This is a genomic window from Roseateles sp. GW821-FHT02E12, from assembly GCF_059421665.1.
In genome coordinates this window covers 203970-220161 of record NZ_JBWKVK010000003.1, presented here as the reverse complement: position 1 = coordinate 220161, position 16192 = coordinate 203970, and the positions used below count along the sequence as shown (strand labels likewise).

Genomic DNA, 16192 nt, shown 5'->3' with positions numbered 1-16192 from the left:
GTTTGTCTCCTGCTTCGCCACAAGCAAAGCTAAACATTGTTTTGTTGCGCATTCTGTTTCTCTACGACAGCGCTAGCACTCGGGGAATTTCCTGATGTTTTCTGGATGAGACAGTCAACACGGCCACGCAACTCCCGAACATAATCCCATTCGTTTAGTAAACAATAACGAGACAACGTGGCCTCCCGGCCATGCGCTTCCCCTTGCCATGAATGCCCTGTTCGCACGGGCGGCGCTGGCCTTCAGCCTCGCGGCCGGCGCCCTGCCCGCAAACGCCGCCCGCCTGGTCATCTGGATGGTGGGCGACGACAAGACGCCCCAAGTGATGCGGCCGGCCGTCGATGCCTTTCGCGCGCGCCACCCCGACGTCGCCGTCGAGGTGCGCGACGTGCCCTGGGCCGACGCGATGACCAAGTACTCCGCCGCGCTGGCCAGCAAGCGCGGGCCCGACCTCATCACCGGCAGCACGTCCTACGCGATCGCGCTGGGCGCCAAGGGTGCGCTCGTCGACCTGAACCAGGCCGCGCCCGACCTCGCTGCCGAGCTGGCGCAGCACGCCAACCCCGGTGCGCTGCGCGCCATCCGCCGCCCGGACGGCCGGCTCTTCGGCGCGCCCTTCGACATGCACGTGCAGCTGCAGTACTACCGCAGCGATCTGCTCCGCGAGCCTCCTTCTGATTGGGAAGGCTTCATCACCACCGCCCGCACGCTGCGCGGCCAAGGCCACGGCTTTGCGCAGCAGTGGGGCAACACGAGCTGGCTGGGCTTCTATCCCTATCTGCGCCAGGCCGGCGGCGCCGTCTACGACGCCAGCTGCGGCAAGGCCGTCATCGACAGCGCCGAGGCCGTGCGCGCGCTGACCTATTACGCACGCCTGTACCGCGAGCTGCAGGCGCCCACCGACGGCTGGCCCGATGCCGACGGCGGCCTGGAGAGCGGCGCCTACGGGCTGATGCAGTCCGGCACCTGGCTGCTGTCGCGCATGGACATGGTCCACAAGGGGCTGGTGGGCAAATGGGCCGCCGCGCCGCTGCCCACCGGCCCGACGGGCAAGCGCACGGCGGTGCTGGGCGGCACGGTGTTGGCCATCACGCGTTTCTCGCCCAACCGCGCGCTGGCGCTGGACTTCATGCGCACCGTCTACCAGCCCGACGTCACACGCCGCATGGCCGAAGCGGCGCTGGCCTACGGCGGCATGTGGCTGCCCTCAGGGCGGCAGGACCAGATCGCGAGCTTGCCGCTGCCCAACCGCGACGCGCTGCTCATTCAGCTCGCCGACGCCGAAGGCCCGCCCCCCTGCCCCGCCTGGATGCGGCAGGACTACATCCTGACCCGCGCCGTGCAGCGCGTGGTGCTGGCCGGTGGCGACGCGCAGACCGAGCTGAGCCGCGCCGCCGCCGTGATGAACCGCGCGCTGTCCGCGTTGGGGGCACAGCCATGATCCAGCTCTGGCGCCGCCACGGCCGCGACATGCTGCTCGTCGCCCCCTTCTTCGCCCTCTTCGGCCTGTTCGGCGTCTGGCCCGTGCTGCGCTCGGCGTGGCTGAGCTTCACGGACTACCACGCCACCGACGATCCCCACTGGGTCGGCCTGCGCAACTACGCCGAGCTCTTTGCCGACGAACGCTTCTGGACGGCGCTGGGCAACACCGCCGCCTACATGGCCTCGGTGTCCGTCATCGCCGTGCTGCTGGGCCTGATGCTGGCGCTGAACTTCGGCAGCAACTCCCGCCTGCACCAATGGGTGCGCGTGGCCTTCTTCCTGCCCGCGGTGGCCGGCGGTGTCGGCGCCATCTCGGCCTGGAAGTGGTTGGCCAACTCCGAGGCCTATGGGCTCTTCAACAGCATGCGCGCTGCATTGGGTATGGAGCCGGCGCGCTTCCTGGGCGACCCGCAGTGGACGCTGCCCGTGCTGGTGCTGGTCGGCGTGTGGTCGGTGCTGGGCTACAACCTGGTCATCTTCGTCGCCGGCCTGCGGGCCATTCCCGAAGAGCTGTACCAGGCCGCGCGGCTGGACGGCGCCTCGCCCTGGCAACAGCTGCTGCACATCACGCTGCCCAACCTGCGGCCCACGCTGGTCTACGTGACCGTGACCGGCATGATCGCCAGCTTCCAGGTCTTCTACGAGCCCTACCTGCTCTACGGCGCCGTCGAGACGCTGGGCGGCCCGCTGGACTCGGCGCTGATGCTGGTCACCTATCTCTTCGACCGGGGTTTCCGCCAGCTCGACCTGGGCCTGGCTTCTGCCGCCGCCTGGGTGCTGACGACGCTGCTGTTCGGCCTGACCTGGCTGAACCTCAAGCTCATCGGCAAGGAGGGCCGGCGATGAAGTGGCTCATCAGGCTCCTGCGCGTGCCGCTGTGGCTGCTGGTACCCGCCATGCTGCTGCCCTACTACTGGATGGCCATCGGCGCCTTCAAGAGCGTGGCCGAGCTGCTGCGCCAGCCACCCACGCTGCTGCCGCTGGTGCCCACGTCGCGCAACTTCTTCAACCCCGACTGGGCCGGCACCACGGCCGACCCGGACAAACTCGCCGGCATCCTGCAGGTACAGGTCGAAGGCCACGGCTTCCTGCGCTTCTATGCCAACAGCCTGCTCGTCACCATCGTCGTCACGGTCGTCAGCCTGCTGGCCGCATCCCTGGTCGCCTTCGTGCTGACCAAGCGGCCCTTCCCGGGCAGCCGCTGGCTGTTCCGCGCGCTGCTCGTCTCGATGATGCTGCCTTGGGAGGTCACCATCGTCCCCAACTTCGTGACGGTGGCGCAGCTCGGCTGGATCAACTCCTACGCCGCGCTGCTGGTGCCCGGGCTGGCCAAGGCCTTCGTCGTCTTCTACTTCCGCCAGGCCATGCTCAGCGTGCCCGACGAGCTGGTGAACGCCGCCACGCTGGACGGCGCCGGCACGCTGCGCATCTGGTGGAGCGTCGTGCTGCCCATGCTGCGGCCGGCGCTGGCGGCCATCGCCATCCCCGTGGCAGTGGGCGAGTGGAACAACTTCCTGTGGCCGCTGCTCGTCGTCAACGACGCGGCCACGCTGACCCTACCGCTGCAGCTCGGCAAGATGGCCGGCGACCTGAGCTTCAACCCGCAATCGGCCGCCGTGCTGATGGCCGGCTCGCTGCTCGCGTCGGTGCCGGCCGTCGTTCTCTTCCTGCTGTTCCAGAAGCAGTTTGTTGCCGGGCTGCAGGCCGGCGCGACCAAAGGTTGATATGAATTGGTTGAAAGGATTTGCGTTGTCTTTGTCCTTGATGCTGCCGACGATCGGGCAGGCAGACCAGCGGCTGCAGGCCGTCATGAAGCGGCTGGATGCCGGCGAGCCCATCACGCTCGCCACCATCGGCGGCTCCATCACCACGGGCTACGCCGCGCAACCACCGCGTGAACGTGGCTGGGCCGCGCTGCTGGCCAAGTCGCTCGGGCCCAAGGTCAAGCTGGTCAACGCCGGCGTCAGCGGCACGGACTCGGCGGCCGGCGTGCAACGGCTGCAAAGCCAGGTGCTGGATGCACAGCCAGACCTCGTCATCGTCGAGTTCGGCGTCAACGACCAATGGCTGGACCCGGCCGTGCGCGGCGGCAGCTATGAGGCCATCCTGCGCCGCCTGCTCACCGCCAAGAAGCCGCCCGCCGTTGTCGTGCTGGGCCTGACCCAGCAGGGCAACCAGGCCCGCGACGCGGTCGATATCCAATTGAAGCTGGCGGCTCGCTATGGCCTCACCTCGCTGGACTTCGGCCGCTGGATGCAGGCCCGCGTCGATGCCGGCCAGGACCGCTGGGCGGCGCTCTACGACGAGCCCATTCATCCCAATGCCACGGGTCACCAGCGCATCGCGCTTGCGCTGGCCGAGACGCTGCGCACCCCTGCGAACGGCCAAGCCGCCTCAGCGCTGCCCGAACCGCTCCACGGCCGCGCCCATGAGTTCACACGGCTGCTGACCGGCGACACGCTCAAGCCCTACCAACAGCGGAACTTCGAGCGCGGCGGCGAGGTGCACCCCGAGTGGGGCGGCCAGCAACCCGGCTGGACAGCCAAGGCCGACGACGCGCAGGCCGACTTCCTCGTCTGGGGCAGCGAGGTTGCCGTCTTCCACGCCGAAAGCGCGCTCTACCGCAACCTCGAAGCCTGGGTGGACGACGGCCCCGTCGTTTTGCTGCGCGGCCAGGTGGCCGAGCGCAAGGGCTATCTCGGTTGGCATTACGCCGTCGTCGGCCGCGACCTGGAACCCGGCGCCCATCTGCTGCACGTGCGCGTGCGGCGCGACGAGTGGGAAGGCAGCGGTCGCCCGGCGAGCCTGCTGGCCGTCATGTCGGCCGGCATCTTCCCGCTCGAGCTGCATCCGAGCGACTTCGTGCGCGACGTAACGTCGAAAGCGTCCAACGCACATGGCCTGATCGGCGGGGACGACCCCAAGCTGCGCTGGATCGGCCGCATCGGCCCCGCACCCGGCGGCAAGCTCCTGGCGTGGAGCGGGAGTGAACTGCGCGCCCGCTTCACCGGCAACCAGCTCACGCTGCGCCTGGCACCCTCGCGCGGCGGCATCAACCATTTCACTGTCGAAGTCGACGGCCGCCGCCATGCGCTGGCCTTGCGCGGCGACGGGCCGGCCGATTGGCGCCTCACCCTGCCTGGCACCCAGCAGGGCGAACACGAGCTGCGCCTGCTCAAGCGCACCGAGGCCTCGCAAGCCGAGGCCGTGTTCCTCGGCCTGCGCCTGGCTGAAGGCGGCAAGCTGCTCGACCCACCGCCAGCCCGCCCGCTGAAGCTGGAGTTCTACGGCGACTCCATCACCGCCGGCGCCTGCAACGGCGACATCGCCGACGACCAGTACGCCGACCTGTCCACACACGACGGCACGCGGGCCTACGGCGCGGTGACGGCCGCCAAGCTGGGCGCGGACTACGTTGGCATCGCCATCAGCGGCATCGGCATCACGGCCACCTGGGATCAGCTGCTGATGCCGCAGGTCTGGAACCGCTACGCCCCGCGCCTGGACGCCGCCGTCGCCCCGCCCGACCCACGCGCGCCCGACGTCGTGCTGCTCAACCTCGGCCAGAACGACCACGGCTTCCCGGCGTCCAAAGGCTTGGCAATAGCCGCCGACTTCGGCCCGCGCTACCTCGCCTTCGTGCGCAGTCTGCGCGCCCGCTACCCGCAGGCCAAGCTGGTGCTGCTGGCCGGCGGCATGACGGCGTGGAAGGAGCAGCCCGCCATCCCGCGCGCGCTGAACCAGGCCGTCGCCACGCTGCGCGCCGAGGGTGACGCCCAGGTCTGGACCTACACCTTCCAGGCCTTTGCCTATGCCCACCCGCGTATCGACATCCACTCGCTGATGGCCGACGAGCTGACCCGCTTCCTGAAAGACGAGGTGCTGAAGTGAACATCCCCGACCTGCGCAAACCCGAAGCGCTGTGGGCCCACATGCGCCACACGCTGGCCTTCTACGCCCCGCGTGTGAAGGACGAGACCGGCGGCTGCTTCCAGTTCTTCAAGGACGACGGCACGGTGTACGACCGCCGCACGCGCCACCTCGTCAGCAGCACGCGCTTCGTCTTCAACCACGCGCTGGCCTGGCGCTGGTTCGGCGGTCCGGTGGCCGATGTGTCGCACGCGCTGGCCTTCGTGAACCAAGCGCATGGCCAGCCTGGATCTGGTCCAGGCGGCTACGCCTGGGTGCTGGACTGGCAGGACGGCAAAGCGGCCGTCACGGATGGCACCAACCACTGCTACGGCCTGGCCTTCGTGCTGCTGGCCAACTCCCATGCCACCGAGGCCGGCGTGCCGGGCGCACGCGAAGGCATTGCCGCCACCTTCGATTTGATGGAGCAGCGCTTCTGGGAACCCGCCCACGGCCTCTATGCCGACGAGGCGACGCCCGACTGGCAAGTGGGTTCCTACCGCGGCCAGAACGCCAACATGCACGCCTGCGAAGCCATGCTGGCCGCACATGCCGCCACCGGCGAGGCCCGCTACCTCGACCGTGCACTGACGCTGGCCACCTCCATCGCGCAACGCCAGGCCGCGCTGGCCGACGGCCTCGTCTGGGAGCACTACCAGACCGACTGGACGCCCGACTGGGACTACAACCGCAACGACAAGACCAACATCTTCCGGCCCTGGGGCTTCCAGACCGGCCACCTGACCGAGTGGGCCAAGCTGCTGCTGATGCTGGAGCGCCGGCTCGGTGACGCCGCGCCGGCCTGGCTCTACCCGACCGCCCGCCACTTCTTCGACACCGCCATGCGCCACGGCTGGGACACGGACCACGGTGGCCTGGTCTACGGCTTCGCGCCAGGCGGCGAGGTCTGCGACGGCGACAAGTATTTCTGGGTGCAGGCCGAAAGCCTCGCCGCCGCCGCCTGGCTCGCGGTGCGCTCCAACGATGAGACCTACTGGCAGTGGTACGACCGCCTCTGGGCCTATGCCTGGACGCACTTCGTCGACCACGAGCACGGCGCCTGGTACCGCATCCTGGCGCCCGACAACAGCAAGGTCACCGACGAGAAGAGCCCTGCCGGCAAGACCGATTACCACACCATGGGTGCCTGCCAGGACGTGCTTGCCGCGCTCGGCGTGCAGCCGCCTGCCGGGGCCTGAAGCCATGGGCCGACTCGCTACTGCCCTGCTGATCGCTCTGCTGGCCGCCTGCGGTGGCGGGGGCGGCGGTGCCGCCGCCGAACCGGCGCCGCCCGCGCCCGTCGACCCCTGGGCCGCCTATCCCACAACGCCCACCGGGACGCTGCCTGGCGCCTCGGCACAAGCGCGCGCCGCCGCCGCGGCACTGGGTGGCGGCATCAACTTCGGCAACATGCTGGAGGCACCGACCGAAGGCGCCTGGGGGCTGAAGGCCGAGGACGAGTTCATCCAGCTCTTCGGCCAGGGTGCTGGCTACAGCCAGGCGGTGCGCCTGCCAGTGCGCTGGAGCAACCACGCCAGCCTGGACGCCGCGGCCACCATCGACGCCGTCTTCATGAGCCGGGTCGAAAGCATCGTCAGCCGCCTGCTCGCGCGCAACGTCACCGTGGTGCTGAACATGCACCACTACCACCAGCTCGACGGCGACGCCCCCGAGGCGGGCGAGGCCAGCGCCGCGGCCGACGCGGTGCAGCTGCGCTTTCTGGCCATGTGGCGCCAGATCGCCGAGCGCTTCGCAGCCGCGGGGCCGGGCCTGGTGTTCGAGCTCTACAACGAGCCGCACAACAAGCTCGAGGCCGACTGGAACACGCTGGCTTCGCGCGCCTTGCGCGTGGTGCGCTCCAGCAACCCGAGCCGGGTCGTGATGATCGGCCCGGTGCAGTGGAACAGCCCGTGGGCGCTGTCCAAGCTGCAGCTGCCGGCCGACGCGAACCTGCTGCTCACCGTCCACCACTACGAGCCCTTCTCCTTCACGCACCAAGGCGCGGAGTGGGTGAGCCCCGTGCCGCCGCTGGGTGTGGACTGCTGCGACGCGACCCAGCTGGCCAAGATCCGCGAAGGCCTGGACCTGGCCGCCAACGAGGCCAGGCGGCTGGGCTACCCGGTGGTGGTCGGCGAGTTCGGCGCCTACAGCCGTGCGGTGCAGGCGGCACGCGTGCGCTACTTGAAGGCGATGCGCACCGAGATGGCCACCCGGCAGCTGCCCTGGATGTACTGGGAGCTGGCCTCGGGATTCGGCCTGTACGACCCCCAAGCCCATGCCTGGCGAACCGATCTGGTCCAGGCGCTGTACGGCCCCACGCCCTGATGAGGAGACTGACCCCATGAAGATGCGACACCTCGCCACCGCCTGCCTGCTGGCGACCGTCATGCAGAGCGCCAGCGCGGCCGAGCTGCTGCCCTGGCGCGGCATCAGCCTGTCCAGCGCCGAATGGGGCGAGAAGCTGCCCTTCCCCGGTGTCTACGGCAAGGACTTCGTCTACCCCAGCGTCGCCAGCACGGCCTACTACCAGGCCAAGGGCATGAACCTCATGCGCATCGCCTTCCGCTGGGAGCGCCTGCAGCCCACGCTGAACGGTGAGTTCGACGCTGCCGAGCTGGCCCGCCTGCGCGAGTTCGTCGACGGCACGACCGCGCGCGGCCTGCATGTGCTGCTGGACCCGCACAACTACGCCGCCTACCAGGAGGTGCACGTCGGCAAGCCCGAGGTGCCCATCGCCGCCTTCGCCGACTTCTGGCGCCGCCTGTCGCTGCAGTTCAAGGACAACCCCAAGGTCCAGTTCGGCCTCGTCAACGAGCCGCGCAACATGCCGACCGAAACCTGGGGCCAGGCCGCCCAGGCCGCCATCGACGCCATCCGCGCCACCGGCGCCACCAACCTCATCACGCTGCCCGGCAACGGCTACACCGGTGCCTGGAGCTGGTTCGAGAGCACCTGGTACGGCACGCCCAACGCCGAGGTCATGGGCAAGGTTCGCGATCCGCTGGACCGCACGCTGTTCGAGGTGCACCAGTACTTCGACAAGGACGGCTCGGGCACCAGCACCGATTGCGTCAGCCCCGAGATCGGCGCCGAGCGGCTAAAGCGCTTCACGGCCTGGCTCAAGGCCAACAAGCGCCGCGCCATCCTGGGCGAGCTGGGCGGCGGCGCCAACGCCGTCTGCGAGCAGGCCGTGACTGGCGCCCTCAAGCATCTGGAAGCCAACGCCGACGTCTGGGCCGGCTGGCTGTGGTGGGCCGGCGGCCCGACCTGGGGCGACTACTTCCTGTCGCTTGAACCCCACACCGACGGGCAAGACAAGCCGCAAATGCGCTGGTTGACACCCTTCCTTACCGCGAAACCGTGACCCACGCACGACAGGCATGAGCTCATGACGAAAGCTTTGTTGGTCTTTCCGTCATCCGTCGGCAGACTTGCGGCGTTGCAACATGCACAGACAGCTTCCGCCACCCACCGATGTGTGAGCTTTTCGCCCTCAACAGCCGCCAGCCGGCCGCCGCCACGTTCTCCCTGAGCGGCTTTGCCGCCCGCGGCGGGCGGACCGCAGACCATGTCGACGGCTGGGGCGTGGCTTTCCATGACGGCGAGCGCTGCGAGGTCACCGTCGAGGACAGCCCGGCCGCCGAGTCCGAGCTGGCGCGTCATCTGGGCCACCATCCGGTGCGCGCCCGCAACATCCTGGCCCACATCCGCAAGGCCACCCAGGGTGCCCGCACCTTGGAGAACTGCCACCCCTTTCGCCGCGACTGGGCGGGCCGCACCTGGGTGTTCGCCCATAACGGCGACCTGAAGGACTTCCACCCGGCGCTGGACGGCAGCTTCACGCCCGCCGGCCAGACCGACAGCGAGCGCGCCTTCTGCTGGCTGATGCAGCGGCTGCAGCAGCACTTTGGTGACCGCCTGCCTGCCTGGCCTGAACTCGCCGCCACGCTGACGCCCTGGATCCACGAAGTGGCCGAGCACGGCCGCTTCAACTTTCTGCTGACCGACGGCCGCGCCATGCTGGCCCACGCGTCCACCAAGCTGCATTGGCTGCAACGCAGCCCGCCTTTCGGCCACGTCAGCCTGCGCGATGGCGACCTGAGCGTGGACCTCGCCACGGTGAACAACCCGGCCGACCGCATGGCCCTCGTCTCCACCGAGCCGCTGACTCACGGCGAAGACTGGCAGCCGTTCGCGGCCGGCGAGGTGCGCGTGTTCGAGGACGGCGAGACCGTGTTCGTCAGCGAAGGGCTGGCTCAGCTGGCCGCAGCCTGATTCAGGCCACCGACAGCGCCTCGTCCACCACGCTGCGCGCTTCCTGCAGCAGCAGCTGCAGATGGGCCTCGTCGCGGAAGCTCTCCGCGTAGACCTTGTAGATGTCCTCGGTGCCCGAAGGCCGCGCGGCAAACCAGCCGCTGGCCGTGCTGACCTTGATGCCGCCGATCGCCGCGCCATTGCCCGGCGCCTGGCTCAACACGGCGGTGACGGGTTCGCCGGCCAGCGTCGCGGCCTTCACGTCCGCGGCCGTCAGCGCGGCCAGGCGGGCTTTCTGCTCGCGCGTGGCCGGGCCTTCCACGCGGTCGGCGTGCGGCATGCCCAGGGCGGCCGTGAGCCCCTGGTAGTACACGCCGGGGTCGCTGCCGGTGCGGGCCGTGATCTCGGCGGCCAGCAGCGCGGCCGCCATGCCGTCCTTGTCCGTCGTCCACACGCGGCCGTCGCGGCGCAGCAGAGAGGCGCCCGCGCTCTCCTCGCAGGCGAAGCCCAGGCTGCCGTCCAGCAGACCCGGCGCAAACCACTTGAAGCCGACCGGTGCGTCGAACAGCGGGCAGCCCAGGCGGCGCGCGATGCGATCGATCAGCGCCGTCGTGACGACGGTCTTGCCGATGGCCGCATCCGCCTGCCAACCCGGACGGTGGCGCAACAGATAGTCCGCCGCCACGCTGAGGAAGTGATTGGGGGGCATCAGCCCCGCGCTGCGCGTGACGATGCCGTGGCGGTCGTGGTCGGTGTCGCAGGCGAAGGCCACGTCGAAGCGGTCGCACAGATGGGTCAGCCGCTGCATCGCCCAGGGCGATGACGGGTCCATGCGGATCTTGCCGTCCCAGTCCAGCGACATGAAGGCGAAGCGCGGGTCCACCTCGCTGCTGACGACGGTCAGCGGCAGGCGGTAGTGCTCGGCGATGGCCGGCCAGTAGTCCACGCCTGCGCCGCCGAGCGGGTCCACGCCGAGCTGCAGGCCGGCCGCGCGGATCAGGTCGAAGTCGATGACCTGGCCCAGCGCCGCAACGTAGCTGCCGAGGAAGTCGTACTCGTGGCAGGCGTGCGCGGAGAGCGCCTGCTCGGCATCCCGGCGCAGCACGCCCTTGAGAGACTGCGCCAGATACGCATTGGCGGCGGCCTGGATGGCACCCGTGATGCCACCGTCCGCCGGCCCGCCATGCGGTGGGTTGTATTTGAAGCCGCCATCGCGCGGCGGGTTGTGCGAGGGCGTCACGACGATGCCGTCGGCGCGCTGCCAGCCTTCGCGGCCGCGGTTGTATTCCAGGATGGCCAGCGACACGGCGGGCGTGGGTGTGAACTGCCCCGCGGGCGCCAGCATCACGTCCACGCCGTTGGCGACGAGCACCTCCAGCGCACTGACCACGGCGGGTTCCGAAAGCGCATGCGTGTCGGCACCGAGGAAGAGCGGGCCGGCAATGTCGCTCGCCTTGCGGTGGTCGCAGATGGCCTGCGTGATGGCCAGCACATGCCATTCGTTGAACGAGCCATCCAGCGCCGAGCCACGGTGCCCTGAGGTGCCGAAGCTGACCTGCTGCTCAGCGCAGCTCGGATCGGGCTGCCGCGAGAAGTAGGCCTCATGCAGGGCCTCGACGTCGATGAGGACGTCGGGCGGCGCGGGCTGGCCGGCGAGGGGGTGGCGTTCAGCACTCATCGTTTGGAGAGCTCCCGTTTTGGCGATGCGCCCATGCTGCCCAGCATGGCACAAACACGGTGCCGGACATCGGTACACAAGCTTGCAGGCCCCGGCCTACAGCAGAAATCCATGGCCGCGCGGCGTCTCAGCGGCCCGACCGCTTCTTGATCCGCTCGATGCCGGTCTTGGCAAAACTCACCGATCGGTTGGCCGCATCCTGAACTTGGGCTGCGGCTGGCAGCTTGTCCTGCGCCCAGGAAGCAGCCTTCTGCACCGTCTGCTGGACCTGCGTCGCCGCCGTGCTCGTCGCAGCCTGCAACTGCTCGGGCGAAGGCAGGTGCTCGCGCGTCCAGTCGGCGGCTTCCTTGGCCGACGTGCCCAGCTGCTCGGCACCCGACCTGGCGCTGTGCCAGGCCTTGCTCGCCACGGTACCCGCCGCGGCCTGCAGTTCATCCGGCGACGGCAGACGCTCGCGCGTCCAGCCAGCCGCTTCCTTGGCCGAGTTGCCCAACTGCTCGGCCGCCTTGCCCGCCCCCGACCTCGCTGTGGCCCAGGCCTTGGTGAGCGCGCCGTCAGGCTCTTGCAGCAACAGCGTCAGGCTGGCTGCCAGCGCGGCCTCCTCGGCCTCGGACAGCGGCCCACCGGCCTCCAGCAGCCGGCGCAGGAACTGGCCGAGATCGGTCGCGATGGCCTTGTGGTTGCAGTCGGGGTTGGCATGCAGAAAGGCCGACAGCTCGGCCGCCATCTCCTCGACCGAGCCCTGCATCACGCCCGGCTCGATCTGCACGATGGCCTGCGTGACGAAGGTGGCGTCCAGGCCCCAGTCGTCCACCAAGTGCTGCACCAGCGCAGCCCGCTCGGCGGGCTCGATGCCGCCATCCACCGCGGCCAGCCGCAGCGCCAGCGGCGCGATGAGGTCGAACAGGGCCAGGCCCAGCGTGTCCAGCGGCGTGTTCAGGAACTTGGGGATCTCGATGATGCGCGAGCCCTTGGTGTCGCCCAGCCACCGGTACAGGCCGTAGCAAGCGCCGCCCGAGGCCAGCGCGGCAAGCGCCACCCAGCCAATGGGCGTGGTGGCGGCGCCGATGCCAATGGCTCCCAACACGCCCGACGGTGCAAAAAAGGTAGACGCCACGACGCTGGACTTCGCGATGGCCGCCCCCGCGCCGGCCGCGCCCACGACGTCCCAGACCTCGCGCGTGCGGTTGATCATGCGCAGCGAGGCATAGGCGTTCTCGCCAATGGCCAGCTTGGCCTTGAAGCGCAGCGGCTCGGCGATGACTCGCGAGACGCCGTCGAGCGCGGTCCCGGGTTCGGTTGGGTTCGGCTGGGTACTCATGGCACCCAAGCATAGAGGGGTCAGGTGACAGGTGCCGGGTTGAAAAGCACCAGGCTGTTGTGCAGCTTCCAGTGCTCGGCCCAGGTCTTCTTGCGGCCGCTGGCCACCTCCAGCAGCAGCTTGAACATGGCCCAGCCCGTCTCCTCGATGGTGGCCTCGCCGTCGGCGATGCGGCCGGCGTTGATGTCCATCAGGTCGTGCCAGCGGCGGGCGAGATCCGTGCGGGTGGCGACCTTGACGACCGGGCATTCGGCCAGGCCATAGGGCGTGCCGCGGCCGGTGGTGAAGATGTGCAGGTTCATGCCGGCAGCGAGCTGCAGCGTGCCGCAGATGAAGTCGCTGGCCGGCGTGGCGGCGTAGACGAGGCCGCGCTGGTCTTGCCGCAGCTTCTCGCCCGGAGACAGCACGTGCGAGATGGCCGAGCTGCCGCTCTTGATGATGGAGCCCATCGCCTTCTCGGCGATGTTGGACAGGCCACCGGCCTTGTTGCCGGGCGTGGTGTTGGCGGAGCGGTCGGCGCGGCCGCGGTCCAGGTAGCGGTCGTACCAGCCGAGCTCGCGAATGATGGCGTCGGCGACTTCCGGGCCCGCCGCGCGGCTGGTGAGTTGCTCGACGGCGTCGCGCACCTCGGTGTTCTCGCTGAACATGATGGTGGCGCCGGCGCGCACCAGCAGGTCGGCGCAGAAGCCCACGGCCGGGTTGGCCGTCACGCCGGAGAAGGCGTCGCTGCCGCCGCACTGCACGCCGACGACCAGCTCGCTCGCCGGCACGGTCTCGCGCTTGCGGGCGTTCAGGCGCTCCAGATGCGGCTTCGCGCTCTGCACGATGTCGTCAAGCATGGACATGAAGCCCACGTGCACGTCGTCCTGCAGGCAGATGGTCTCGGGGCCGCTCGCGGGGTCGCGTTCGTCCGTGATCGGAAACGAGCCCGGCGGCAGCAGGCGCGCGGGCTGCAGCTTCTCGCAGCCCAGGCTGACCACCATCACCTCGCCGCCGAAGTTGGGGTTCAGCGAGATGTTCTTCAGCGTGCGGATGGGGATGACGGCGTCCGGCGCGTCGATGGCAACGCCGCAACCGTAGCTGTGCTCCAGGCCGATGACGTCGTCCACGTTCGGGTAGCGCGGCAGCAGCTCGGCCTTGATGCGCGCCACGGCCTGCGCGACGACGCCGGCGACGCACTGCACCGTCGTCGTGATGGCGAGGATGTTGCGCGTGCCGACCGACCCGTCGCGGTTGCGGTAGCCCTCGAAGGTGTAGCCCTCCAGCGGCGGCAGTTCAGGTGGCTTGACCGTGGCGATGGGCAAGCCCTCCAGCGCACGCGCCGACGGCATCTGCAGCAGCCGCTCGTGGACCCAGCTGCCGGCGGGGATGGGCTTGAGCGCATAGCCGATAGGCACGGCGTAACGCAGCACCACCTCGCCCTCGGCGATGTCGCGCAGCGCGACCTTGTGACCCTGGGGCACCTTGTCTCGCAACACCAGGCCGGCGCCGGGCACGCCGGCAGGCAGCGTGGTGCCCTCGGCCAAGCCGCCGTCGTTGGCGACGATGGCGACGTTGTCCTCGTCGCGCATGCGGATGGTCAGCGGGGGGCGGGGGGAAACGGCATTCATATCCGGCGGCAGAGTGGCTAAAGTGTGAACAGGTCTTGTTGTACGTCGTCTAGTTGTCGTACAACTAGCATCACTTTAGACGCCCTGCCCGCTTCAAACCCTCGGGAAAACCCGCGAATGCACGCCCCCATCACCCGCCGCCGGCCCCGCACGCTGGCCCTTGAACTGGTCGATTCGCTCGGAGACCGCATCCGCGCCGGCCAGCTGCAGACGGGCGACAAGCTGCCCACCGAGGCGGCCATCATGGAAGAGTTCGAGGTCAGCCGCACCGTCGTGCGCGAGGCCATTTCCAAGTTGCAGGCGGCCGGCTTGGTCGAAACGCGGCACGGCATCGGCACGTTTGTTCTCGGGCCAGGCGACGGGCCGTCGTTCAAGATCACGCCGGAACAGGTCAGCACGCTGCAGGACGTCATCGCGGTGCTGGAGCTGCGCATCGGCCTGGAGACGGAGGCCGCGGGCCTGGCCGCTCAGCGCCGCACGGCGGACAACCTCACCGCCCTGCGCAAGGCGCTGGACGCGGTGATCGCAGCCGTGGAGGCCGGCCAGGACTCGGTCGCCGCGGACTTCCAGTTCCACCTGGAGATTGCCCGTGCGACGCAGAACGGCCACTTCGCCGAGCTGATGAGCACGCTGGGCGCGCAGATCATTCCCCGTGCCCGGCTGGAGCCGGTGGCGGACATGAGTGCCGAGCGGCTGGCCTACATGCGGCGTGTGAATGCCGAGCACGAGAGCATCTTGGACGCCATTACCAGCCAGGATGCCGAATCGGCCCGCGCCGCCATGCGCACCCACCTGAGCAACAGCCGCGAACGCCGCCGCCGCGCCCAGGCCGAAGCAGCCTGAACGGCTTCGGCGGCGCGTAAAGAAACCCCGCCTACGGGTTTTCACCAAGATTCTCGGATTTGAATGAAGTTGTACGATGACCTACAACTTCAGCATTCGACGCCGCCCGGCCGTCGAGCCCCAGTCCACTCAACACCCACGGAGACCCGCCCATGTCGCCCCAAGAACTCAAAGCCGTCCTCGAAGCCGGCCTGCTGTCCTTCCCACTGACCGACTTCGACGCGCAGCTGAGCTTCGCAGCCAAGCCCTACGCCGAGCGGCTGGAATGGTTGCAACCCTACGGCGCGTCCGCGCTGTTCGCGGCCGGCGGCACGGGTGAGTTCTTCTCGCTGGAGCCGGGCGAATACACCGACATCATCAAGGTGGCGCTGGACACCTGCCGCGGCCGCACGCCCATCCTGGCCGGCGCCGGCGGCGGCACCCGCGTCGCCATCCAGTACGCGCAGGAGGCCGAGCGCCTGGGCGCGCAAGGCGTGCTGCTGCTGCCCCACTACCTGACCGAAGCCAGCCAGGAAGGCCTGATCGCCCACGTCGAGGCCGTCTGCAAGAGCGTCAGTTTCGGCGTCGTCGTCTACAACCGCGGCGCGTGCAAGCTGACGCCGCAGAGCCTGCTGGTGCTGGCCGACCGCTGCCCCAACCTCATCGGCTTCAAGGACGGCCTGGGCGACATCGAGAAGTTCGTCTCCATTCGCCAGACGCTGGGCGACCGCTTCGCCTACCTGGGCGGCCTGCCCACGGCCGAGCTGTTTGCCGGCGCCTACAAGGCGATGGGCTGCCCGGTGTACTCGTCGGCCGTTTTCAACTTCATCCCCAAGACGGCGATGGAGTTCTACAACGCGCACGCCGCCAACGACACCGCAACGACGGACCGCCTGATCCGCGACTTCTTCATCCCCTACGTTGCGCTGCGCAACAAGGGCGAGGGCTATGCCGTGTCCATCGTGAAGGCCGGCGCCACGCTCGTGGGCCACACGGCCGGCCCGGTGCGCCCGCCGCTGTCGGACATGCTGCCGGCGGAGGTCGACGCTCTCGGTGCACTGATCTCCAAGCTCGGCCCGCAATAAGCCTCTCGCAAAACAACACCGGAGACAAACG

At 69.2% G+C, this 16192-nt stretch carries 13 protein-coding genes; 10 read left to right on the top strand and 3 right to left on the bottom strand.

All coding sequences use genetic code 11. The features are described 5' to 3' along the window. The first annotated feature begins 208 nt into the window (after positions 1–208). The 8 genes from AC07V5_RS18995 (at position 209) to AC07V5_RS18960 (ending at position 9666) form a co-directional block, all read left to right on the top strand. Entirely contained in the window at positions 209–1441 is a 1233-nt protein-coding gene (locus tag AC07V5_RS18995) for an extracellular solute-binding protein (protein WP_495117272.1), read from the top strand. Then, positions 1438–2328 (top strand): carbohydrate ABC transporter permease, encoded by an 891-nt coding sequence (locus tag AC07V5_RS18990; RefSeq protein ID WP_495117271.1) that lies wholly within the window; start codon positions 1438–1440, stop codon positions 2326–2328. The genes AC07V5_RS18995 and AC07V5_RS18990 overlap by 4 nt, the downstream gene beginning before the upstream one ends. Further along, entirely contained in the window at positions 2325–3206 is an 882-nt protein-coding gene (locus tag AC07V5_RS18985) for a carbohydrate ABC transporter permease (protein ID WP_495117270.1), read from the top strand. The genes AC07V5_RS18990 and AC07V5_RS18985 overlap by 4 nt, the downstream gene beginning before the upstream one ends. A 25-nt stretch (positions 3207–3231) precedes the next feature. Next, entirely contained in the window at positions 3232–5373 is a 2142-nt protein-coding gene (locus tag AC07V5_RS18980; protein ID WP_495117269.1) for a GDSL-type esterase/lipase family protein, read from the top strand. A gap of 41 nt (positions 5374–5414) precedes the next feature. Next, positions 5415–6590, top strand: coding sequence for an AGE family epimerase/isomerase (locus tag AC07V5_RS18975; protein ID WP_495118010.1), 1176 nt, complete (start codon positions 5415–5417; stop codon positions 6588–6590). A 4-nt stretch (positions 6591–6594) separates the two neighbouring features. Then, positions 6595–7716 (top strand): glycoside hydrolase family 5 protein, encoded by a 1122-nt coding sequence (locus AC07V5_RS18970; protein WP_495117268.1) that lies wholly within the window; start codon positions 6595–6597, stop codon positions 7714–7716. Between the two features lie 16 nt (positions 7717–7732). Continuing rightward, positions 7733–8755: a glycoside hydrolase family 5 protein gene (locus AC07V5_RS18965; RefSeq protein ID WP_495117267.1), complete on the top strand. Its 1023-nt coding sequence runs from the start codon at positions 7733–7735 to the stop codon at positions 8753–8755. Between the two features lie 110 nt (positions 8756–8865). After that, the gene (locus AC07V5_RS18960; RefSeq protein ID WP_495117266.1) at positions 8866–9666 is read left to right on the top strand and encodes a class II glutamine amidotransferase; all 801 of its coding nucleotides are present in this window, start codon (positions 8866–8868) and stop codon (positions 9664–9666) included. Position 9667: 1 nt separating this feature from the next. On the opposite strand, the gene pgm is transcribed toward AC07V5_RS18960, so the two are convergent. The 3 genes from pgm to garD form a co-directional block, all read right to left on the bottom strand. After that, the gene (pgm, locus tag AC07V5_RS18955) at positions 9668–11323 is read right to left on the bottom strand and encodes a phosphoglucomutase (alpha-D-glucose-1,6-bisphosphate-dependent) (protein WP_495117265.1); all 1656 of its coding nucleotides are present in this window, start codon (positions 11321–11323) and stop codon (positions 9668–9670) included. A 127-nt stretch (positions 11324–11450) separates the two neighbouring features. Continuing rightward, complete coding sequence (locus tag AC07V5_RS18950) at positions 11451–12644, bottom strand: hypothetical protein (protein WP_495117264.1); 1194 nt, start codon at positions 12642–12644, stop codon at positions 11451–11453. A 20-nt stretch (positions 12645–12664) separates the two neighbouring features. Continuing rightward, the gene (gene garD / locus AC07V5_RS18945; protein WP_495117263.1) at positions 12665–14254 is read right to left on the bottom strand and encodes a galactarate dehydratase; all 1590 of its coding nucleotides are present in this window, start codon (positions 14252–14254) and stop codon (positions 12665–12667) included. Positions 14255–14371: 117 nt separating this feature from the next. Between garD and AC07V5_RS18940 the strand changes: the two genes are divergently transcribed. Continuing rightward, a complete protein-coding gene (locus AC07V5_RS18940) occupies positions 14372–15097 on the top strand; it encodes a FadR/GntR family transcriptional regulator (protein ID WP_495117262.1) in 726 nt (241 codons plus the stop codon). 152 nt (positions 15098–15249) lie between these two features. Continuing rightward, the gene (kdgD, locus tag AC07V5_RS18935; protein ID WP_495117261.1) at positions 15250–16161 is read left to right on the top strand and encodes a 5-dehydro-4-deoxyglucarate dehydratase; all 912 of its coding nucleotides are present in this window, start codon (positions 15250–15252) and stop codon (positions 16159–16161) included. Positions 16162–16192: the final 31 nt, after the last annotated feature.